The sequence below is a fragment of the Streptomyces sp. NPDC058691 genome, assembly GCF_042714775.1.
GTDB lineage: Bacteria > Actinomycetota > Actinomycetes > Streptomycetales > Streptomycetaceae > Actinacidiphila.
Window position 1 is genome coordinate 1 of record NZ_JBHXSO010000044.1, and the last position, 20,390, is coordinate 20,390.

Annotated in this window: 20 protein-coding genes and 1 rRNA gene; 8 read left to right on the forward strand and 13 right to left on the reverse strand. The window is 70.4% G+C overall.

All coding sequences use genetic code 11. The features are described 5' to 3' along the window. Positions 1–88, forward strand: a 5S ribosomal RNA gene (gene rrf, locus ACFWVC_RS27235); the annotation flags it as partial. Positions 89–157: 69 nt separating this feature from the next. Then, positions 158–667: a GNAT family N-acetyltransferase gene (locus tag ACFWVC_RS27240; protein WP_384291788.1), complete on the forward strand. Its 510-nt coding sequence runs from the start codon at positions 158–160 to the stop codon at positions 665–667. On the opposite strand, the gene ACFWVC_RS27245 is transcribed toward ACFWVC_RS27240, so the two are convergent. The 6 genes from ACFWVC_RS27245 to ACFWVC_RS27270 form a co-directional block, all read right to left on the reverse strand. After that, entirely contained in the window at positions 664–2,238 is a 1,575-nt protein-coding gene (locus ACFWVC_RS27245) for a type IV secretory system conjugative DNA transfer family protein (RefSeq protein WP_384291794.1), read from the reverse strand. The two genes, ACFWVC_RS27240 and ACFWVC_RS27245, sit on opposite strands and share 4 nt — an antisense overlap. A gap of 14 nt (positions 2,239–2,252) precedes the next feature. Continuing rightward, positions 2,253–3,644, reverse strand: coding sequence for an ATP-binding protein (locus tag ACFWVC_RS27250; RefSeq protein WP_384291801.1), 1,392 nt, complete (start codon positions 3,642–3,644; stop codon positions 2,253–2,255). 146 nt (positions 3,645–3,790) lie between these two features. Continuing rightward, complete coding sequence (locus ACFWVC_RS27255; RefSeq protein ID WP_384291808.1) at positions 3,791–5,341, reverse strand: SCO6880 family protein; 1,551 nt, start codon at positions 5,339–5,341, stop codon at positions 3,791–3,793. Then, entirely contained in the window at positions 5,338–6,630 is a 1,293-nt protein-coding gene (locus ACFWVC_RS27260; protein ID WP_384291814.1) for a hypothetical protein, read from the reverse strand. Before ACFWVC_RS27260 ends, ACFWVC_RS27255 begins: the two co-directional genes overlap by 4 nt. Then, positions 6,620–7,441: a hypothetical protein gene (locus ACFWVC_RS27265; protein WP_384291818.1), complete on the reverse strand. Its 822-nt coding sequence runs from the start codon at positions 7,439–7,441 to the stop codon at positions 6,620–6,622. The genes ACFWVC_RS27260 and ACFWVC_RS27265 overlap by 11 nt, the downstream gene beginning before the upstream one ends. Positions 7,442–7,573: 132 nt before the next feature. Beyond that, positions 7,574–7,882: a hypothetical protein gene (locus tag ACFWVC_RS27270; RefSeq protein WP_319140882.1), complete on the reverse strand. Its 309-nt coding sequence runs from the start codon at positions 7,880–7,882 to the stop codon at positions 7,574–7,576. A 399-nt stretch (positions 7,883–8,281) separates the two neighbouring features. Here ACFWVC_RS27270 and ACFWVC_RS27275 point away from each other — a divergent pair, with 399 nt between their 5' ends. Together ACFWVC_RS27275 and ACFWVC_RS27280 are read left to right on the forward strand one after the other, a co-directional pair. Next, on the forward strand, positions 8,282–9,223 hold the full coding sequence (locus ACFWVC_RS27275; protein WP_384292092.1) for an NlpC/P60 family protein: 942 nt from the start codon (positions 8,282–8,284) through the stop codon (positions 9,221–9,223). Positions 9,224–9,397: 174 nt separating this feature from the next. Then, the gene (locus tag ACFWVC_RS27280) at positions 9,398–10,096 is read left to right on the forward strand and encodes a phosphatase PAP2 family protein (protein ID WP_384291828.1); all 699 of its coding nucleotides are present in this window, start codon (positions 9,398–9,400) and stop codon (positions 10,094–10,096) included. A 43-nt stretch (positions 10,097–10,139) separates the two neighbouring features. Here the strand turns inward: ACFWVC_RS27280 and ACFWVC_RS27285 are convergent, their stop codons facing one another. After that, a complete protein-coding gene (locus tag ACFWVC_RS27285; RefSeq protein WP_384291833.1) occupies positions 10,140–11,720 on the reverse strand; it encodes an FAD-binding oxidoreductase in 1,581 nt (526 codons plus the stop codon). Between the two features lie 418 nt (positions 11,721–12,138). On the opposite strand from ACFWVC_RS27285, the gene ACFWVC_RS27290 reads away from it, so the two are divergent. Further along, entirely contained in the window at positions 12,139–12,993 is an 855-nt protein-coding gene (locus ACFWVC_RS27290) for a hypothetical protein (protein WP_384291837.1), read from the forward strand. Positions 12,994–13,073: 80 nt separating this feature from the next. Then, on the forward strand, positions 13,074–13,256 hold the full coding sequence (locus ACFWVC_RS27295) for a hypothetical protein (protein ID WP_384292106.1): 183 nt from the start codon (positions 13,074–13,076) through the stop codon (positions 13,254–13,256). On the opposite strand, the gene ACFWVC_RS27300 is transcribed toward ACFWVC_RS27295, so the two are convergent. Then, a complete protein-coding gene (locus ACFWVC_RS27300; protein ID WP_384291840.1) occupies positions 13,253–13,615 on the reverse strand; it encodes a metal-sensitive transcriptional regulator in 363 nt (120 codons plus the stop codon). The genes ACFWVC_RS27295 and ACFWVC_RS27300 overlap by 4 nt on opposite strands. 198 nt (positions 13,616–13,813) lie before the next feature. Here ACFWVC_RS27300 and ACFWVC_RS27305 point away from each other — a divergent pair, with 198 nt between their 5' ends. Together ACFWVC_RS27305 and ACFWVC_RS27310 are read left to right on the forward strand one after the other, a co-directional pair. Continuing rightward, positions 13,814–14,434 (forward strand): DUF47 family protein, encoded by a 621-nt coding sequence (locus ACFWVC_RS27305; RefSeq protein ID WP_360909989.1) that lies wholly within the window; start codon positions 13,814–13,816, stop codon positions 14,432–14,434. Between the two features lie 5 nt (positions 14,435–14,439). Next, entirely contained in the window at positions 14,440–15,438 is a 999-nt protein-coding gene (locus ACFWVC_RS27310; protein ID WP_384291844.1) for an anion permease, read from the forward strand. A 142-nt stretch (positions 15,439–15,580) separates the two neighbouring features. Here the strand turns inward: ACFWVC_RS27310 and pstB are convergent, their stop codons facing one another. The 5 genes from pstB to ACFWVC_RS27335 form a co-directional block, all read right to left on the reverse strand. After that, a complete protein-coding gene (gene pstB, locus ACFWVC_RS27315; RefSeq protein ID WP_384291848.1) occupies positions 15,581–16,357 on the reverse strand; it encodes a phosphate ABC transporter ATP-binding protein PstB in 777 nt (258 codons plus the stop codon). A gap of 43 nt (positions 16,358–16,400) precedes the next feature. Continuing rightward, positions 16,401–17,474 carry a phosphate ABC transporter permease PstA gene (pstA, locus tag ACFWVC_RS27320; protein WP_384291854.1) on the reverse strand — a complete coding sequence of 358 codons (1,074 nt, stop codon included), beginning with the start codon at positions 17,472–17,474 and terminating at the stop codon, positions 16,401–16,403. Beyond that, the gene (pstC, locus tag ACFWVC_RS27325; RefSeq protein WP_384291859.1) at positions 17,471–18,460 is read right to left on the reverse strand and encodes a phosphate ABC transporter permease subunit PstC; all 990 of its coding nucleotides are present in this window, start codon (positions 18,458–18,460) and stop codon (positions 17,471–17,473) included. The genes pstA and pstC overlap by 4 nt, the downstream gene beginning before the upstream one ends. A 106-nt stretch (positions 18,461–18,566) precedes the next feature. Continuing rightward, on the reverse strand, positions 18,567–19,715 hold the full coding sequence (gene pstS, locus ACFWVC_RS27330; RefSeq protein WP_384291862.1) for a phosphate ABC transporter substrate-binding protein PstS: 1,149 nt from the start codon (positions 19,713–19,715) through the stop codon (positions 18,567–18,569). Positions 19,716–19,924: 209 nt separating this feature from the next. After that, positions 19,925–20,344 carry an NUDIX hydrolase gene (locus ACFWVC_RS27335; protein WP_384292097.1) on the reverse strand — a complete coding sequence of 140 codons (420 nt, stop codon included), beginning with the start codon at positions 20,342–20,344 and terminating at the stop codon, positions 19,925–19,927. Positions 20,345–20,390: the final 46 nt, after the last annotated feature.

Consider the following 20,390-nt stretch of genomic DNA (forward strand, 5'->3'; position numbering starts at 1 on the left):
CGGTTACATTTCGAACCCGGAAGCTAAGCCTTTCAGCGCCGATGGTACTGCAGGGGGGACCCTGTGGGAGAGTAGGACGCCGCCGAACAATTATTGAGCCCCCGGCTCTCGAGTTTAATCACTCGGGAGCCGGGGCTTTTTTGCGTACCATCGCGCCATGTCGACCTACACGATACGAGCCTCACGTCCCGATGAATGGCGTGCTCAGCGCGCGTTGCGGCTCGAGGCGCTGAAGGACCCCGTGAGTGATGTGGCCTTCGTCAACACCTATGACACCGAGGCGGGTTTCACGGACGAGGTGTGGCAAGAGCGGGCGCGGACACAGTCGTTCATCGCGGAGGACGAGGCCGGCGAGCGCGTGGCGAACGTTGCCGTGCTCGTCGAGACCGGCGAGGAGTACGACGTACCGCAGACCCATCTGGTCGGGGTGTACGTGCGTCCGGAGTTCCGCGGCGGCGGTCTGGCCGCGGAGTTGCTCGGGGCGGCGGTCGAGTGGTCGTGGGCTTTGCCGGAGAACGTGCGGCGCGTGCGGCTGTGGGTGCACGAGGACAACCACCGGGCGCAGGCGTTCTACAAGCGCCTCGGCTTCGTCAGGACGGGCCGGACGATGTCCTTCCCGCTCGACGAGTCGCAGACCGAGTACGAGATGGCCCTGGAACGTCCCTAGGGCAGCTGGACCGCGTCCGGGACCTCGTCGAGGAGGGCCGGGGGATGGGTGCCGAGGGCGAGGCGGGTGTCGGCGCGTTGCCAGACGGCGGAGCGCCAGGGGTCGCGGGCCTGCTCGGGGGAGCGGAGGACGGCGAGGGTGGGAAGCCCGGCGGCGGAGCCCGTGGCGAGGAGGTCCGGGAGTTCGGGGATCGGCGCCAGGGCGGCGACGTCATCGAGGACGAGGGTGAGTGGTGGGTCGAGCCGACCGGAGGGTGACCTGGCGGCCATGCGCCGGCCGTGCTCGACCACGCTGGAGACGAGTGCGGTGAGCAGCGGCATCGCACCCGGGTGGGTTCGCGGGTCCTCGTTGGGTTCGCCCACCACGTAAAGCGTGCCCAGATCCGTCAGGAATGACTCCAGGTCGAGGGAGTCGGCACGGCCGGGGTTGCAGGCGTCCCTGATGTGGACGGAGTTGAGCGATTCCAGGGCCCGGTGGACGAGGGCCTGGGCGGCGTCCCGGCGGTCGGCATGGGCGTGCAGGACGGACTCCAGCTCCCCGCTCCAGCCGGAGGCGGCCCGGGTGTGGGTGCGCAGGATGCGTACGGCGTCCTGGCCGTTCGTGCCGCCCGCCCAGCGGTGGACCTGGCGGAAGGGCTGACCGTCGACGGCGGCGGCGTGCAGCCAGCAGCGCAGCAGGGTCTCGGCGGCGTCGTAGAGGGCCGCGTCGAGGCTCGCACGGGGCCGTACGGGGAACAGCAGGGCCCGGGAGCGGGAGATGGCCGTGGGGACGTCCTCGCAGCCCGTGTGGGGCGCCCAGCGCAGCCGGGCGGGGGTGTCGACGAGGTGGGCCGGGTCGAAGATGTGGACCGGGCCGAGCTTGGCGCGGTTGCCGACCGTCTGGTGGAAGGTGTCGGGGTCGGCGGTGGTGACGACGACCGGGCCCGCGGCGTTGAGGACGGCGGGCTGGACCAGGCGCTTGCCCTTGTCGCCGCGCTGCGGGGCGAAGGCGGCGTAGGTGCGGGTCAGTTCGCGGTCGACGGCGACCTCGGCGGCCGCTGGGGGCTCGGCTCGCACCGGCGCGGGGAGGGGATCCACAGCGGGGTCTCCCGCGGGGGACGGAGCCGGCACGGGCGCCGCGACCGGGGCGGGGGTCTGTGTGGCGGGGCCCGGTACCAGCGGTCCGGACGCCTGCGCGGGTCCCGTGCCCGCCTTGGCCGCCGCACGGCGGGCCGCGCGCCGCAGCCTGGTGCGGGCGATGGCTCCCATGACGAAGACGGTGAGGACGAAGAGGACCATGAACTGCCCGATGAGTACGCCCCAGAAGAGGCCCGAACCGGGCAGCCCCGTCGCCGGGGCGGGCGTCCAGGCCCCCGCGATGTCGTGCGGCTGTGCGATCAGATGGCGCATGGCCAGGGGCGTCCGGGTGAAGTGGATGCCCGCCGGCCAGGCGCCGTGGGAGAGGAACCCGGCTATCCCGGTGCCCGTCCACACCAGGATCGTCATGCCGAGCAGGAAGCCGATCACGCCGAGGATGAGCCCGTCGGGGATTCCGCCCTCGCGCTCCTGGCTGCTGTGCTGCGCTCTCGCCATGGTCAGGTCACCGTTCAGGCCACCGCGTCGTCGGCCATGTGTTTGTCGAGGGAGACCCGGGGCTCGCCCTGGTCCGGGTCCTCGTCGTAGTCGTTGACGGAGCCCTCGGTCATGGCGCGGTCGGTGTAGACGAGGGGGCGTTCGCTTTCGGTGATGAGGTGCTTGACGACCTGGACGTTGCCGTTGACGTCCCACACGGCGATGCCCGGGGTGAGCGTGGGGATGATCTCCACCGCCCAGCGCGGCAGGCCCAGCACTCGCCCGGTGGACCGGGCCTCGTCGGCCTTCTGGGCGTAGATGGTGCGGGTGGAGGCCATCTTGAGGATGGCCGACGCCTCCTTGGCCGCCGCGCCGTCCACGACGTCGGAGAGGTGGTGGACGACGGCGACGAAGGAGAGGCCGAGTCGCCGGCCGAACTTCAGCAGGCGCTGGAAGAGCTGGGCCACGAACGGGCTGTTGATGATGTGCCAGGCCTCCTCGACCAGGAAGATGCGCTTCTTCCGGTCGGGACGGATCCAGGTGTGCTCCAGCCAGACGCCGACGATCGCCATGAGGATCGGCATGGCGATGGAGTTGCGGTCGATGTGGGACAGGTCGAAGACGATGAGCGGCGCGTCCAGGTCGATGCCGGCGGTCGTCGGTCCGTCGAACATGCCGCGCAGGTCGCCGTCGACGAGCCGGTCGAGCACGAGGGCGACGTCCAGGCCCCAGGCGCGGACGTCCTCCAGGTCGACGTTCATCGACTCGGCGGAGTCCTCCATGGGGTGCCGCAGCCGGTCCACGATGTCCGTCAGGATCGGCTGGCGGTCCGTCACGGTCTCGTGCACGTAGGCGTGGGCGACCTTGAGCGCGAAGCCGGAGCGCTCGTCCAGGCCGTGGCCCATGGCGACCTCGATGATCGTGCGGAGCAGGGCCAGCTGGCCCGTCGTGGTGATCGCGGGGTCGAGCGGGTTGAGCTTGATGCCGCCGTCGAGGGCGGCCATCGGGTCGAGCCGGATGGGAGTTATTCCGAGCGCCTTGGCGATGAGGTTCCACTCGCCGACCCCGTCCTCGCCCTGGGCGTCCAGGACGACGACCTGGCGGTCGCGGAAGCGCAGCTGCCGCAGCACGTAGGTCTTCTCCAGGGCGGACTTGCCGTTGCCGGACTCACCGAGCACCAGCCAGTGCGGGGCGGGCAGTTGCTGCCCGTACAGCTGGAAGGGGTCGTAGATGTACCCCTTGCCGGAGTAGACCTCGCGGCCGATGATCACACCGGAGTCGCCGAGGCCGGGGGCCGCGGTCGGCAGATAGACGGCCTGGGCCTGGCCGGTGGAGGTGCGGACGGGGAGACGGGTGCTCTCCACCTTGCCGAAGAGGAAGCCGGTGAAGGCGTCGGTGATCGCTGCGAGGGGGTCCAGCATGGCCATGGGTGGAGCGCCTCCTCGGCGTCAGCGGTCGGCGCGCCTGCGGCGCGGGCCTCGGCTCGGCATCGTTGTCCCTGTCGTCCTTCCCATTAGCGCCGTCCCTGTGGGCGGGGCGTCAAGTGCGCACGGGCGCATGCTCGTCCTCCCACCTACCGGCGGATGCCGGTCGCGAACGGGAGCGTGTTCACGAACGCCCGGTGGTGCTCGCGGTCGCACCACTCCAGCTTGAGGTACGACTTGCCCGCCGAGGCGCGGATTGTGCGCTTGTCGCGGGCGAGGGCCTCGGGGGAACGGGAGGAGACCGTGATGTAGCCGACCAGGTTGACGCCGGCGGCGCCCGAGGCGAGGTCTTCGCCGCGCTGGTCGATACGGGAATGGTGGGCGATGTCGCGGGGGTCGACCACGCGGTTCATCTTGGCGGCCCGGCTGGCGTCGGCGTCGTCGTTGGTCTTCTCCGTGAGCATGCGCTCGATGGCGACGTCGGTGGGTTCCAGGTCCATGCAGACGGCGACCGTGCGGATCACATCCGGGGTGTGGACGAGGAGCGGGGCCAGGAAGTTGACGCCGACCGGGGTGAGCGGCCACTCCTTGACCCACGCGGTGGAGTGGCACCAGGGGGCGCGCGTGGCCGACTCGCGGGTCTTGGCCTGGAGGTACGTCGGCTCGGTGGCGTCGAGTTCGGCCGGCCAGGCGTTGCGGCGGGTCATCGCCTGGATGTGGTCGATCGGGTGGTCCGGGTCGTACATCGAGTGGATGAGGGACGCGAGCCGGGCCTGCCCGAGGGGCTGGCGGACGCGGATGTCCGCCTCGGTGAGCCGGGCGCAGATGTCGGTGAGCTCGCGGGCCATGACCGCTGCGATGCCGGCGTCCTTGTCGAGCGCCTTGCGCTCGACGCCGGCGGCGCGGGCGATGGCGTTGCCCTCGGCGGCGAGCTCGCGGCTGTAGTGCATGCAGGCGACGAGGTAGGCGCGGTGCTGCTCGGAGGAGGTGGAGACCATGGACTGCAGCTGGTCGTACGACTCCTTGAGCCACTGCTCGGCGCGGTCGTCCCCGCGCTGGGCGACGTCCTTGGCGTGGGCGTCGGGGTCGGCGGGGAGCGTGCGGGCCAGCATCTGGAGGCGGGTCACGAAGCCGTCGCCGTTGGCCACGTGCTTGAGCAGTGTGCCGAACCGGTCGACGAGGGCCTCCTGGTCCTCGCTGTCGCGCAGGCCGACGCCGGGGCCCTCGATCTCGATGGCCGCGGTGACCGTGCGGCGGTCGACGTGCAGCAGGACCGCGATCTCGTCCGGTCCGAAGGGCGCCGACAGCCAGGTGATGCGGCCGATGCCGGGCGGCGGCCCGATCTCGATCTCCCGGCCGTCGAGCCGGGTGCCCGCCTCGAGGGCCGCGGAGCGGTACGTCGGGGCGGAGCGCAGCGTCCTGCGGTAGGTGCGGTTGATCTCGAACCAGCGGTAGAAGGTGCGGCGCCGGTACGGCATGTAGACGGCGGCGAAGGCGAGCAGCGGCCAGCCGGTCAGACCCAGGATGCGCAGCGGCAGGATCGGGATGAGCAGTCCGGACATCATGCCGAGGAAGGCGCCCGCGATGATCAGGGCGATCTCGCCCGTCTCGCGGTTCTTGCCCACGATGGCGTTGGGGCGGGCCTTGCCGATCAGATACGTACGGCGCTGCTGCGGGGCGGCGTAGGGCTGGGACGTCACCGGCTTTCGCCTCCTGCTGTGTTGCTCTTGCCGCCGTTGCCGCGGTCGGGGTTGGTACGCGGGGCCGGCGCGGGGGCCGGGGCGTTCGAGCCGCCGTTCCGGCTGCTGTGGGCGGCGATTCCGCTGGGCACGGCATTGGCGGGCTGGCCCCCGCCGCCGCCGGTGGGCTGCTCCTGGGCGCCGCCGCCGCGGGAGCTGTGGGTCTTGATGCCCTGCTTGACGAGCGCGGCCGGCGAGGAGATGACGGCCGCCGCCTGGGACTCGGAGCTCGCCTTGCGGTTGCTGCGCAGGCTGGCCACGTCGTCGCCGAAGCCCGGGACGAAGCGGTAGATCATCGCGCTGGCGAAGATGGCCAGCAGGATGATGGCCAGGCCCGACACGACGGCGCCGAAAGCGGTGGGCCCGTCGGAGCCGCTGAGCGCGCCCGCCAGTCCCAGCACGATCACGATGACCGGTTTCACCAGTATCACCGCGATCATGATCCCGGCCCAGCGGCGCACGTGGTGCCACATGTTCTTGTCGACCAGGCCCGAGTACACGGCGGTGCCGAGCAGGGCGCCGACGTACAGCAGCGCGGCCCGGATCACCAGTTCCAGCCACAGGACGCCGGCGGCGAGCACGGAGACCAGGGAGACCACGATCAGCATGATCGGGCCGCCGCCGATGTCGGAGCCCTTGGTGAGCGCGTCCGTGAACGACCCGAAGAAGACGTCGGTGTTGGCGGCCGTGCCGGAGGCGATGACCTCGGTGATGCCGTCCGTGGCGGACACCACGGTGTAGAGGATCAGCGGGGTGAACGCGGAGGCGATGACGGTCAGCCACAGGAAGCCGACGGCCTCCGTCAGCGCCTCGGTGAGCGGAACGCCGCGCACGGCGCGCTTGGCGACGGCCAGCAGCCACAGGAGCAGGGTGAGGAACGTGGAGGCGGCGAAGACGACCGCGTACTGGGTCAGGAACGCCTTGTTGGTGAAGTCCACGGCGGCGGTCTTGGTGACCGCCTCCGAGAGGCCCTTGATGACCCAGGCGGCGGCGTCGGCGCAGCCCTTGGCGAGCGAGGACAGGGGGTCGAGGGGGTCAGCGACGGAGGGCGTGTGACCGCCGGAGCCGCCGCTTTCGCAGTAGTCCCGCGCAGGTCCGCGGATGAGGTCGCATGCGTTGCTGCTCGTGCTCGGGGCCGGCGTCGGGGTGGGCGAGGGAGCGGCGAACGCCCGCGATGCGAGGAGGACGGCCGTGGCCTGCACACCCGAGAACGCGGCGGCGAAGCTGACGGCACGGCGGCTACCGGGCATAGGTGAACCCCCCGAACCCGTTCACGGCATCGGACATCTCGTCGGCGGAGGAAGCGGTTTGGTCCCGGCCGACCGGAGTCGGGCCGTCCTTCTGCTCGAAGTCGACGATCTTCCAGTCCCCGCCGACCCACTTGAGGCGGAAGGTGTTGGTGTACCAGCTCTCCGACACGGGGTTGGTGGAACCCTCCCCGGCCAGTCCGAACAGGGACGAGTACCAGACCTCCACGACGGCCGAGTCGTCGCCGATGTCGTCGAGCTTCGTGCCCACGGGAGTCGTGCGCGAGACGAACGTCATGCCGTCCGGCGGGGTCCCGTTCTCGCTCAGGCCGATCCTGCCGAGGAAGGCCGGGTCGGAGTAGACGCCGTCGAGGTCGCGGCGTTGAGCGACCGCCACGTCCGGCGCGTACACGGTGCTGACGATCGCCGCCCGCCGGTCCGGGGCGAACATGCCGTCCGAGCCGAGCGCCACCGCGTAGTTGGCCGCCGCGGACTGCGCGCCCTGGTCCGTGCGGGAGTACCCCGTGGGGATGCCCGCGGACTTGCCGTCGACCGGGCGGGTGCCGGTGGCGGCGGTGGGCTGGGCGGCGGTGCCGCCCGTCGCGCGGTCGCCGTTGCCGGAGCCCGCGGTTCCCCCGCCGTGGTCGCCGCCGCGGTTGACGAAGGCGATCGCGGCGATGAGGAGGACGACGACGCCGACGACCGTGACGAGGCTGCGGCCGGAGCGCGCGGGCCGGCGTGCCGGGCCGCCGGTGCCGCCCGGGGACTCGGGGAGCCGGGTGCGGGTGGGCGGGCCGTCCTGGCCGAGGCTCATCGGGGGCTCGCCCCCTTGGGGATCGTCGGGTGAGTGGGCATCAGTACGCAGCCTCGGGTGGGGGACGGGGCCGGGACGGGCCCCTTGGGACAGTGCGCAGGGGATGGGGGCGGGGAGCCCGGAGCGCGGTCGCTAGACCGCCATCCCGTAGACGATGGTGAACAGGGTGCCGAGGGAGCCGATGATGAACACGCCGGTCAGTCCGGCGATGATCAGGCCCTTGCCCTGTTCGGCACTGAATGTGTCGCGGAGCGCCGTCGCTCCGATGCGCTGTTTCGCGGCGCCCCAGATCGCGATGGCCAGACAGAGCAGAATCGCTACTGCCATCACCACCTCGATCATGACGCGCGCTTCGTTCCCCAGGGAGCCGAACGGCCCCCAGTCCGGGGCGATACCACCAATGATGGTGTTGATGTCGCCCTTGTCGGCCGCCAGGAACATGAGAACTCACCACCACGCTAGATCAGTTGGCATCCTTGCCGGGGCGCAAGGAGCCAAGGTCTATCTTGGCGGAGGATGTCGCCGTCGTATGTCGACTCGGCGACTTTCTCAGCCGATTCCCCGTGTGATCCGGGCCGCAGCCGTCAAAATGGTCGCAGCGGCGTGCGAGCCGGTGTTCGATGGGACTTAGTTGACTACTCTGTGTATCACGGTGGTGAGCGGAGGGCAACGATTGGCGGCCCGCAGGCCGGGGATGCTTCCCGGGCCCTGGCGTACCGTCACCTTCCGTGCCGGGCAGGGTGAACGGGCGAGCACACGAAGAGGGTGGGGCGGGTGACGGCGGCGGGTCGTTCGGCGCGCAAGGCCTGGTGGCTGGCAGGGGTGCTCGGCGGACTGTTCATGTCGTTCGTCACGCTGCTCGTCGTCGGTACGTATCTGGTGGCGGCGAGCCTGGCGGGCGGCGGCGGTGGCGCGGTGGCGCTCGCCAAGGGGGCGGTGCCGGCGGCCTATCAGAGCATCGTGCAGAAGTGGGGCAACCTGTGCGACGCCATCAACCCGGCGCTGCTGGCGGCCCAGCTGTACCAGGAGAGCGGCTGGAACCCGCAGGCGCGCAGCCAGGCGCAGGCGCAGGGCATCGCGCAGTTCATCCCGGGGACGTGGGCCACGCACGGCGTGGACGGTGACGGTGACGGCGACCGCGACGTCTGGGACCCGCGGGACGCGATCCCGTCGGCGGCGTCGTACGACTGCGAACTCGCGCAGTACGTGAAGGACGTCCCCGGCAACCCGACGGAGAACATGCTCGCCGCCTACAACGCGGGCGCGTACCGGGTGATACAGGCCGGCGGCGTGCCGCGCATCCGCGAGACGCAGAACTACGTCCGCATCATCACCACGCTGGAGAAGAGCTTCGCGGCGCCGGTCGGCGCGGTCGCGCCCTCGCGGCAGGCGGCGGGCGCCATCTACTACGCGCAGGAGAAGCTGGGCACGCCGTACCTGTGGGGCGGCAACGGCACGGCGGACCAGGACGGGCGCTTCGACTGCTCGGGCCTGACGAAGGCGGCGTACGAGTCGGTGGGCATCGAGTTGCCGCGCGTGGCCAACGACCAGTGGAACGCCGGGCCGCACCCGAAGCGCGACGAGCTGCTCCCGGGCGACCTGGTCTTCTTCGCCAACGATCTGACCGACCCGCGCACGATCCACCACGTGGGGATCTACGTCGGCGGCGGGTACATGATCAACGCCCCCTACACGGGCGCGGTCATCCGCTTCGACAAGATCGACAGCCCGGACTACATCGGAGCGACGCGGGTGACGGCGGCGGGCGCGGCGGCCGTCTGACCGCCGCCCGCCGCCCGCGGGGGGTCCGTGTCTCCCTTCGATAACGTCCTGGTGATCATCCGGTGGAGACCGGAACGCCTCGTGCCGTGCGGCTCGTTGGACGGGGGACAATGGCACTCCCGGCCTCGTGTCGTAGGTGCGCGGGGCGCCGCGGAGACAGTTAGGGGTGCACCGGTGGCAGCGCTTTCACTGGACGGCTCCAACCCGGATGTCAGTCTGCTCCGTGACATCAACGGGCTCGCGAAGCACGCACCGCGCTGGCTCGACCGCGTGATGGTGGCCGTGGGCGATTACGGGTTGATCCTGCTCATGGTGCTGCTCGTCGGATGGTGCTGGTGGCGGGTGGCGCGCCGCGGCGGTGCCGAGGCCCCCGCGGCGGTCGCGGGCGTGGTCTGGGCCGTGCTCGCGGGCAGCGTCGCGCTGCTGCTGAACGTCCCGTTGCGCAACTTCGTGGACCGGCCCCGGCCGTTCGTCGACCACCAGGGCCTGGACGTCCTGGTCAAGGGCAGGACCGACTTCTCCTTCGTCAGCGACCACGCCACCGTGACGATGGCGGTGGCCGTCGGCGTGTTCCTGGTCAGCCGGGCATGGGGGCTGACCGGAATCGCCGTCGCGCTCGCCGAGGGCTTCTGCCGGGTCTACATGGGCGTGCAGTACCCCACCGACGTGCTGGGCGGCTTCGCCCTCGGCACGGCCGTCGCGCTGCTCCTGGCGCCCCTCGCGCTGGCCCTGCTGACGCCGCTCATGACCGCGGTGGCCGGCTCCCGGGTGGGCGGGCTCGTACGGGCGCCCCAGGCGGCCGGCAGGGCCGCCGCGCGGCGCGGGGAGCCGTATCCGGAGCCCACGGCCGTCGACAAGGATCTGGCGGCCTGAGGGCTCCCTCGCGTTCCCCGCGCCCGTCCGGCGCCCGCGCCCCCTACAGCGCCTGCTGGAAGGCGAACAGCCGCGTGGGGTCGTAGCGGGCCTTCAGGCGGGTGAGCTTGCCCGCGGCCGAGCCGTAGTAGGCGGCGCGCCAGTCGGTCAACGTGGGGTCGGTGTAGTTCTGGTAGGCGGCGCCCGAGGCGTACCGGCGCATGGCGGTGTGCAGGCCGTCGAGCCACTGCGTGGTGCCGGGGGTCTCTATGTACTGCGCGAGCATGCGCGAGCGGCGGTGGACGAAGGCCGTCGCGGTCGGCGAGACCCGGTTGACGGCACCGCCGAGGGCGGTGAGCGAGACGCTGCCGGAGCCCGAGCGCAGCCCGGCGACCTGCGAGAGCAGGGTCTGGATGCCGGCTTCCGACAGGGAACGGTCGTAGAAGTCGGACCGCGCGGCGTACGTCTCGCGGCCGAGACGGCCCGAGGGGCTGCGGCCGGGGGTCGTCCCGGGCAGGTGGCACTGGGCGGTGGTCTTGTCCGAGCACCCCGCGTAGGCCAGCGTCGCGTCGAGGTAGGGCCGCGGGTGCAGGGAGACGCTGCTCGCGGGGGCGCCGACGCGGTCGGCGAGCCGGTCGACGGCGTTGGCGAGTTCCGTGCGGGAGGTGATGCCGACGGTGGCGATGCTGATCTGCGGGGAGCCGGAGCCCGACTTGTCCAGGTGCAGCGCGGACCAGATCTGGTCCGGCTGCGTGGGACCCCACTCCTGCCAGGCGCGGATGACCGCCGCGGCCTTGCTCCACGGCCAGGTCAGGTAGCCGGTGACGACCTGCGGGGCGGCCTGGGTGGTGAACGTCAGATTGGTGACGACGCCGAACTGGCCGCCGCCCGCGCCGCGCAGCGCCCAGAACAGTTCGGGGTTCTCGTCGGCGCTGCAGCGCAGCACCCGCCCGCCCGCGGTCACGATCTCGGCGGCCGTGAGGCTGTCGCAGGTGAGCCCGTACGCCCGGCTGATCACGCCGTGGCCGCCGCCGAGGGTGAGACCGGAGATGCCGACCGTCGGGCAGGAGCCGGCGGGCAGGGTGCGGCCCGCGGCGCCGAGCTGGGTGTAGACGTCGATGAGCTTGGCGCCGGCGCCGATGGTGGCGGAGGAGCCGGAGCGGGTGATCTTCGCGAGGGAGGAGACGTCCAGGACGAGCCTGCCCTTGCCGCCGGAGTAGCCGGCGTACGAGTGGCCGCCGTTGCGGATCGAGACGGGGACGCCGGTGCGGCGGGCGAAGTCCAGGCACTCGCGGACGTCCGCGGTGCCGGAGACGTAGGCGACCGCGGCGGGCCGCTGCCCGTCGAAGCGCGTGTTGTACAGCAGCCTGGCGGTGGCGTAGTCCGCGTCGTCGGGGCGGATGAGCCGGCCGCCGAGGGAGCGGGCGAGGGCCTTCCAGTCGGGCGGCACGGTCGCGGCGGCGCTGGTGGCGCCGGCGGGGGGTCCGCTCGCGGCGGTGGGCGTGCCGGTCCCGGTGGGCGCGTCACTGGCTGTTCGGCTGCCGGCAGTCGCCGGGTGGCCGGACCCGGTGGGGCCGCAGGCCGCGCTCAGCCAGGTAGCGGCGGTGATGCCGGCGCCCCCGCGGATGAGTGCTCGTCGGTTCAACGTGGGCGCCCTCTCGCTCTGGAAACCCTGTGGTTCCTTCTGTGATGACGGCGGGAGGGGCGTGATGGTTGTGAGGCGTAGAACACACCGGCAGGGAGTGCGCCGGCGCTCAGGACCCGGCGTGCTCGGTGGCGTCGCGCCGGGCGCGGTCGCGGGCCCGCCGGGAGGGCCCACGCCATCCGCAGGAGCAGGTGGCGAAGGAGAAGGCACCCTTCTCCTTGGTCGTGGCGTGATGCGGGGGAGGGGGATCGCTGGGGGGCACGCGTCAAAGCTACCGGCCGTGACGCGGTGCCCTGACCCTCGTTATGCCGCATGGCGAGTGAGCCGAAGGGGCTGCCGAAGGGGCTGGAGCGCCTCGTAGGCGAACCGAGCCCCGAAATGGTCCTGGACGGCGGCACGGTGCAGGGGGTAGGCGCAGATGGGGCAGGTCAGTCGGGCGACCGCCGCGGCCGTGGGACTCGGGTTGTGCGCGGCGGCACTCGCGGGATGCTCCGGCAGCGGCGAGGCCGTGGAGGTGGGCGGCGCCCCTGGTGACGCGGAGCGGACGCTGCGGCAGGCGGCCGACGCGCTGGTCCGGGCCGGCAGCTCGAAGGTCCGCACGTCCATGGAGACGGCCAGCGGCGGCACCAAGGTCACCATCACCGGGACCGGGAGCTTCGACTACGCCGCGCGACGGGGCAGCCTCCGGCTCGTCCTCCCGCCCGACGCCGCGGGCGACGTGGAGCACGCCCCGGTCACGGAGCTGCTGACACCCGGAGCCCTCTACATGAAGAACCGGGGCGAGGGCGTCCCCGCCGACAAGTGGGTGTGGGTGGACACCACCCGGCTGCCGGACGGCAACCTCGTCACCGGCGGGGCCACCGACCCGCTGGTCGCGGCGGAACTGCTGCGGGGCGCTCGCGAGGTGCGGCTGGTCGGCGCGGAGACGCTGGACGGCGCGCGGGTGCGGCACTACCGGGGCGTGACCGACATCGCGCGGGCCGCGGAGACGGCCTCGGCGCAGGCCCGCGGCCCTTTGCGGGCGGCGGCGGGCGGCTTCTCCGTGACGCGGGTGCCCTTCGACGCGTACGTGGACGAGGCCGGCCTGCTGCGCAAGGTCCGGCAGCGCTTCACCTTCGCCAACCCGGGCGTCGCGGGCGGCCGGAGCGCCCAGACGGAGGTCACGGTGGTCTCGACCACCGGGATGTACGCTTTCGGGGCGCCGGTACGGGTCGTCCTGCCACGCGCGACCGACATCTACACCGGGAAGATCGTTTCTGCGGCCGGTTCCTAGAACCTTGCGGAAATGGTCCGTCCGTGTCATGCACGGACCGTGCGCCGGTCCCTACGCTGGGCGGGGAGGAGGTGGTGCACGTGGCGATGTGGCTCCTGGACCAGGACGATCAGGTCCACGTGGCCCTCGCGGAGATCGAGTTGTGCTGTGAGCTGATGATCGCCGCTTCGGCGACCGCCGAGGAACGGCTCAGCTCCGAGCGCATCGACGAGGTGCTCAAGGTGGAACCACGCGTCCCCGCGCAGGGCCGCCGGCTCGGCTAGCTCCGCAGCAGCCGGGCTATGGCCGCGGTGGCCTCGGCGACCTTGTCGTCGGCTTCGGGGCCGCCCTTGGCGGCGGCGTCGGCGACGCAGTGCCGCAGATGCTCCTCCAGCAGTTGGAGGGCGAAGGACTGCAGGGCCTTTGTGCCGGCGGACACCTGGGTAAGGATGTCGATGCAGTACACGTCCTGCTCGACCATCCGCTGGAGGCCCCGGATCTGCCCCTCGATACGGCGCAGCCGCTTCAGGTGCTGGTCCCGCTGTCCGGCGTACCCGTGCTGGTGCGCCGAATGCTCTCCGGGCCCGCCGGTCCCCGGCTGCTCCCCGTGCGGAGCCGTGTCGCCGGTCTCGGTGACCGTCATGGCGTCCCTCCTGCCCCCGATATACCCCTGCCGGGTATATCGTACCGAATTCGCCTCATTGTGCGAGCGTGCACCGGGAGGAGCCCCGATGGGGACCGTTTGCGACCATGAGCGACACTGTAAGACGCCGGTTAGCCCTGGCCGTGCGATGCGCCTAGCATCAATGCGACCGAAACCGATGTATTCCGAGGACTTCACGTGCGCTTTCGTCTGACCCCAAGGGAGACGAGCTTCTACGACATGTTCGCCGCGTCCGCGGACAACATCGTCACAGGGTCGAAGCTCCTGATGGAACTCCTCGGTGCCGACTCCGCCACGCGCGCGGAGATCGCCGAGCGGATGCGGGCGGCGGAGCACGCGGGGGACGACGCCACCCACGCGATCTTCCACCAGCTGAACTCCTCCTTCATCACGCCCTTCGACCGCGAGGACATCTACTCCCTCGCCTCTTCCCTCGACGACATCATGGACTTCATGGAGGAGGCCGTCGACCTGGTCGTCCTCTACCAGATCGAGGAACTGCCGCGCGGTGTCGAGCAGCAGATCGAGGTGCTGGCCCGGGCCGCCGAGCTGACCGCCGAGGCCATGCCGCACCTGCGCACGATGGACAACCTCACCGAGTACTGGATCGAGGTCAACCGCCTGGAGAACCAGGCCGACCAGATCCACCGCAAGCTGCTGGCCCACCTCTTCAACGGCAAGTACGACGCCATCGAGGTGCTCAAGCTCAAGCAGATCGTGGACGTCCTGGAAGAGGCGGCGGACGCCTTCGAGCACGTGGCCAACACCGTGGAGACCATCGCGGTCAAGGAGTCCTGAACCAGGTGGAGACCTTCTCTCTGGTCGTGACCATCGGTGTCGCGCTCTTCTTCACGTACACCAACGGCTTCCACGACTCGGCGAACGCCATCGCCACCTCCGTGTCCACCCGGGCACTGACCCCGCGGGCCGCGCTGCTCATGGCCGCCGTCATGAACCTCGCCGGCGCCTTCCTCGGTACCGGGGTCGCCAAGACCGTCAGCGAGGGGCTGATCGACACCCCGTCCGGCCAGGCGGGGATGGGCATCCTCTTCGCCGCGCTGGTCGGCGCCATCGTATGGAACCTGATCACCTGGTACTACGGCCTGCCCTCCTCCAGCAGCCACGCCCTGTTCGGCGGTCTGGTGGGCGCGGCGCTGGCCGGCGGCACCGGGGTCATCTGGTCCGGTGTGATCGACCAGATCGTCCTGCCGATGTTCCTGTCGCCGATCGTCGGCCTGGTCGTCGGCTACCTGGTCATGCTGGCCATCGTGTGGATCTTCCGCAAGGCCAACCCGAACAAGGCCAAGCGCGGCTTCCGGATCGCGCAGACCGTCTCGGCGGCGGGCATGGCCCTCGGTCACGGCCTGCAGGACGCCCAGAAGACGATGGGCGTGGTGGTGCTCGCCCTGACCATCGCCGATGTGCAGCAGGAGGGCGACGGGATCCCGGTCTGGGTGAAGATCGTCTGTGCGCTGATGCTGTCGCTCGGCACGTACGCGGGCGGCTGGCGCGTCATGCGGACCCTCGGCCGGAAGATCATCGAGCTCGACCCTCCGCAGGGCTTCGCCGCGGAGACCACGGCGGCGTCGATCCTCTACACGACGGCCTACATCTTCAAGGCGCCGATCTCCACGACCCACGTCATCACCTCGGCCATCATGGGCGTCGGTGCGACGAAGCGGCTCAACGCGGTCCGCTGGGGGGTCGCCAAGAACATCGTCGCCGGCTGGTTCATCACCATGCCGGCCGCGGCGCTCATGGCCGCGGCCACCTACGGCGTGGTGCACTTCGCCTTCGCCTGAGTTCCTTGCGGCTCCGGTCCGGCTCCGGCCCGCCCCGCCCGCGGAAAGCAACAGGGCCCGCCCCCTTGAGGGGGCGGGCCCTTCGCCTTGCGGTGGCACCGCCATGCAGCACCGCAGGACGGTCTTCGGGCGACGATTCGGCTCAGCCGAAGCGGCCGGAGATGTAGTCCTCGGTCGCCTGGACGGAGGGGTTGGAGAAGATGCGCTCGGTGTCGTCGATCTCGATGAGCTTGCCGGGCTGGCCGACCGCCGACAGGTTGAAGAAGGCGGTGCGGTCGGAGACCCGCGCGGCCTGCTGCATGTTGTGGGTGACGATGACGATGGTGAAGCGCTCCTTGAGCTCACCGATCAGGTCCTCGATGGCGAGGGTGGAGATCGGGTCGAGCGCGGAGCACGGCTCGTCCATCAGCAGCACCTCGGGCTCGACCGCGATCGCGCGGGCGATGCACAGACGCTGCTGCTGACCGCCGGAGAGGCCGGAACCCGGCTTGTTCAGGCGGTCCTTGACCTCGTTCCACAGGTTGGCGCCGCGCAGGGACTTCTCGACGATGTTGTCGAGGTCGCCCTTGCGCTTGACACCGTTGAGCTTGAGGCCCGCCGCGACGTTGTCGTAGACGGACATCGTCGGGAACGGGTTCGGCCGCTGGAAGACCATGCCGACCGTGCGGCGCACGGAGACCGGGTCCACGCCCGCGCCGTACAGGTTCTCGTCGTCCAGCAGCACCTTGCCCTCGACGCGGCCACCGGGGGTGACCTCGTGCATGCGGTTCAGGGTGCGCAGGAAGGTGGACTTGCCGCAGCCGGAGGGGCCGATGAAGGCCGTCACCGTACGCGGCTCGATGTTCATCGAGATGTCGTCGATCGCCTTGAAGCCGCCGTAGTAAGCGGAGAGTCCGCTGACGTCGATTCGCTTGGCCATGGTGGTGTTGCTCGCAATCCTTGGGTCGCTGATGTTGGCCGCGTCAGCGACCGGTCTTCGGGGCCTTCCAGCGGGCGATGCCGCGGGCCAGTACATTCAGGATCATGATGAAGGCGATCAGCACGAGTGCCGCCGCCCACGCCCGGTCGTAGCTCGGCTCGTTGCCGTTCTGGTACTGCTGGAAGATGTAGAACGGGAGCGAGGCCTGCGGGCCGTTGAACGGGTCGTTGTTGATCAGGTTGTTTCCGAAGACCAACAGCGCGATGGGGGCGCTCTCACCGGCGATGCGGGCGACGGCGAGCATGACGCCCGTCGTGATGCCGCCGATCGCGGTGGGGACGACCACCTTCACAATGGTGCGCCACTTCGGAACACCGAGGGCGAGGGACGCCTCGCGCAGCTCGTTCGGGACGAGCTTGAGCATCTCCTCGGTGGACCGGACGACGACCGGCATCATCAGGATGGCCAGCGCCATGGAGCCGGCGAAGCCCGAGGGACCGAAGCCCAGCAGCAGGTTCCAGGTCGAGAGGATGAACAGACCGGCGACGATCGACGGGATGCCCGTCATGACGTCGACGAAGAAGGTGACAGCCGAGGCCAGCCGGCCCTTGCCGTACTCCACCAGGTAGACCGCGGTCAGCATGCCGATCGGCGCGGCGATGACGGTCGCGATGCCGACCTGCTCCAGCGTGCCGATGATGGCGTGGTAGACGCCGCCGCCGGTGCCGATGGTGAGAACGCCGTTCATCGAGTGCGACAGGAAGTCGCCGTCGAGGATCTTGACGCCCTTGCTGATCGTGGTGGAGAGGAGCGAGTACAGCGGCAGCGCGGCCACGATGAACGAGGCCCAGATCATGCTGGTGGCGACGCGGTCCTTGGCCTGACGGCGGCCTTCGACCTGCGCGGCGATCGCGTAGGTGCCGAAGATGAACAGCAGGACGGCGATCAGACCCCACTGGATCTTGCTGTCCAGCCCGCCGACGACACCGATGAGGACGCCGAGGACCAGCGAGCCGGCGGCGATGGCCGCCGGGGCCCAGCGGGGCAGCCGACGCTGGGCCAGGGCGCGGTGCGGCACGGAGGAGGCCGGCCGCTTGTCCGTTATTGCGTGGCTCATGCGTTGGCCCCCGAGTATTCCTTGCGCCGGGCGATGATCGCGCGGGCGGCGCCGTTGACCAGCAGGGTGATGATGAAGAGCACCAGACCGGAGGCGATCAGGGCGTCGCGACCGAACTCGTTGGCCTCGCCGAACTTGGCGACGATGTTCTGGGAGAACGTGCCGCCGACCGGGTCGAGGATGTGCAGCGACAGGATCGGGGAGGCCGACAGCACGGTGGCCACGGCCATGGTCTCGCCGAGCGCGCGGCCGAGGCCGAGCATCGAGGCGCTGATGATGCCGGAGCGGGCGAAGGGGAGCACCGACATCCGGATGGTCTCCCAGCGCGTCGCGCCGAGGGCCAGGGCGGCCTCTTCGTGCATCCGCGGGACCTGGCGGAAGACCTCGCGGCTGACGTTGGTGATGATCGGGAGGATCATGATCGCCAGCAGGATGCCGACGGTGAAGATCGAGCGGGCCGCGCCCTGCGGGTCCTCCTTCTCGAAGATCACCGTCCAGCCGAGGTACTTGCTCAGCCAGATGTTCAGCCCGGTCAGGTGCGGCACCAGGAACAGGGCGCCCCACAGGCCGTAGATGATGCTGGGCACGGCGGCGAGCAGGTCGATGATGTAGGACAGCGGCGAGGCGAGGCGGCGCGGCGCGTAGTGCGAGATGAACAGCGCGATGCCGACCGCGACCGGGACCGCGATGATCATCGCGATGAGCGAGCTGACGATCGTGCCGTAGGCCAGGACCGCGATGCCGAAGACCGGCGGGGTGGCGCTGGCGTTCCACTCGAAGGTGGTCAGGAAGTTGCCGTGATCCTTGGAGATCGCGTTGATCGCGCGGATCGTCAGGAAGATCGCGATCGCTGCCATGATCACCAGCAGCAGGATGCCGGAACCACGGGAGAGGCCCGAGAAGATCTTGTCACCAGCGCGCGTGACAGTGCCCCCGGCCTTCTTGGCTGCCGGTGGCGGAGTAGGGGTCTGTGCTGTTATGGCCATCGGTTGTTTTCTCCGGTCTGGGTGGGGGATGGCTCCCCCGGCGGCGGTGCACCGGATGTGCGGACAGGCCCCGCGACCGCGGTCACGGGGCCTGTCCGCGCGGGGATCAGGCGAGGGCGGCCACGGTGGAGCGGACCTTGTCGGCGATCTCGGCGGGCAGCGGCGCGTAGCCGGCGTCCGACAGGATGGCCTGGCCCTCCTCGCTGGCGGTGTAGCCCAGGAAGGACTTCACCAGCGGCAGCGTCTCGGCCTTGTTGCCCTTGTCACAGGCGATCTCGTAGGTCACGAGGACGATCGGGTAGGCGTTGTCGGCCTTGGTGGTGTAGGCGGCGCCCATGTCCAGGGACAGGTCGGCACCGGTGCCGACGACCTTGGCCTCGGCGATGCCGGCGGAGGCGTTGGCAGCGGTGGCCTCGACCGGGGCGGAGGCGCCGGTGTCGATCTTGACCGTCTTGATGTCGCTGGCGGTCGCGTAGGAGAGCTCGAAGTAACCGATCGAGCCGTTGACCTGCTTGACCTGAGCGGCGACACCGGCGGACTTGGCGGCCGACTGGCCACCCTTGCCCATCCACGGCTTGGCGTGCTCGTAGGGCCACGCGTCCTTGCCCGCGGCACCGTTGAAGTACTTGGTCAGGTTGTCCGTGGTGCCGGACTCGTCCTGGCGGTGGAAGGACTGGATCTTGGTGTTGGGGAGCTTGGCGTCGGGGTTCAGCTTCTTGATCGCCGCGTCGTCCCAGTTGGTGATCTTCGAGTTGAAGATCTTCGCCAGGGTGGGGGCGTCCAGGACCAGGTTGTCCACGCCGGAGAGGTTGTAACCGATGGCGATGGGGCCACCGACCATCGGGATGCTGATGCCCGAGCCGGTCTTGCAGACCTTCTTCGAGGCGTCGACCTCTTCCGGCTTCAGCGGCGAGTCGGAGCCCGCGAAGGCGTCCGTGCCGTTGTTGAAGTCGATGATGCCCTCACCGGAGGAGGACGCCTTGTAGTTGATCTGCGCGCCGGTGCAGGCCTGCATGTAGTTCTTGACCCAGGCGTCCATGGCGTTCTGCTGGGCCGAGGAGCCGGAAGCGAGGAGCTGGCCGCCGTTGTCGGCGCACTTGATGCTGCTCGAGGAGGACGAGGACGGGGCCGCGCTGTTGTCGCCGCCGGCCTCGTTGTTGTTGTCCGAGCCACATGCAGTGAGGACCAGGGCGCCCGAAACCGCGACCGCGCCGACGGCCAGGGCGCGGAGCCCGCTCTTACGCTGAAGCTTCACCTTCGGTGATTCCTTCCTGAAGCCCGCCGGTGGACGGCGAAGCAGAGGTATGGATTTCTGCATCCACCCGGCAGCTGTTCGCTCACCGGTACGGCCGAAATTAGGCAGATCAGATGACACGGCCGAAGGGGCAGCGTGAACGCAGGGTGAACCTCGCATATCAGTGCGGTGGCCCTTGTGACCGGGGACACGTCGGAGCCCTACTGGGGTCACTCGGCCGGATTCCGCAGGAAGGCGTCGAGCACGGGGCGATCACGTTCGTGGGTGAGGCGATGACGGGCCGCGACCGGCGGCAGCCAGATCATCCGGTCCACCTCGCGGTTCGGGGTGAAGGCACCTTGACCGGCCCGCGCCGCCCAGTAGCGGACGACTTTGGGGCGCCCGGCGACGACGTACATCGACGACGGTAGCGGCACGCCGAGCACGCAGTCGAGGCCCGTCTCCTCCTTGACCTCGCGGCGGGCGCCGTCGACCGCCGTCTCACCGCGCTTGAGCTTGCCCTTGGGCAGCGACCAGTCGTCGTACTTGGGGCGGTGGATCAGCGCGATCTCCAGGCCGCCGTCGATCGGGGAGCGGCGCCACAGGACGGCTCCCGCGGCCAGGATCGGGGTGTCGGCGGTGGCGGTGATGACGACACTCCCTTCGTGCTGCGGGGCGGCGGTGCTGCGGGCGGGC

Coding starts and splice junctions, on each gene's coding strand:
- ACFWVC_RS27240 (WP_384291788.1), top strand. CDS start 158: ATGTCGACCTACACGATACGAGCCTCACGTCCCGATGAATGGCGTGCT.
- ACFWVC_RS27245 (WP_384291794.1), bottom strand. CDS start 2,238: ATGGCGAGAGCGCAGCACAGCAGCCAGGAGCGCGAGGGCGGAATCCCC.
- ACFWVC_RS27250 (WP_384291801.1), bottom strand. CDS start 3,644: ATGGCCATGCTGGACCCCCTCGCAGCGATCACCGACGCCTTCACCGGC.
- ACFWVC_RS27260 (WP_384291814.1), bottom strand. CDS start 6,630: ATGCCCGGTAGCCGCCGTGCCGTCAGCTTCGCCGCCGCGTTCTCGGGT.
- ACFWVC_RS27265 (WP_384291818.1), bottom strand. CDS start 7,441: ATGAGCCTCGGCCAGGACGGCCCGCCCACCCGCACCCGGCTCCCCGAG.
- ACFWVC_RS27270 (WP_319140882.1), bottom strand. CDS start 7,882: ATGTTCCTGGCGGCCGACAAGGGCGACATCAACACCATCATTGGTGGT.
- ACFWVC_RS27275 (WP_384292092.1), top strand. CDS start 8,282: ATGTCGTTCGTCACGCTGCTCGTCGTCGGTACGTATCTGGTGGCGGCG.
- ACFWVC_RS27290 (WP_384291837.1), top strand. CDS start 12,139: ATGGGGCAGGTCAGTCGGGCGACCGCCGCGGCCGTGGGACTCGGGTTG.
- ACFWVC_RS27300 (WP_384291840.1), bottom strand. CDS start 13,615: ATGACGGTCACCGAGACCGGCGACACGGCTCCGCACGGGGAGCAGCCG.
- pstB (WP_384291848.1), bottom strand. CDS start 16,357: ATGGCCAAGCGAATCGACGTCAGCGGACTCTCCGCTTACTACGGCGGC.
- pstA (WP_384291854.1), bottom strand. CDS start 17,474: ATGAGCCACGCAATAACGGACAAGCGGCCGGCCTCCTCCGTGCCGCAC.
- pstC (WP_384291859.1), bottom strand. CDS start 18,460: ATGGCCATAACAGCACAGACCCCTACTCCGCCACCGGCAGCCAAGAAG.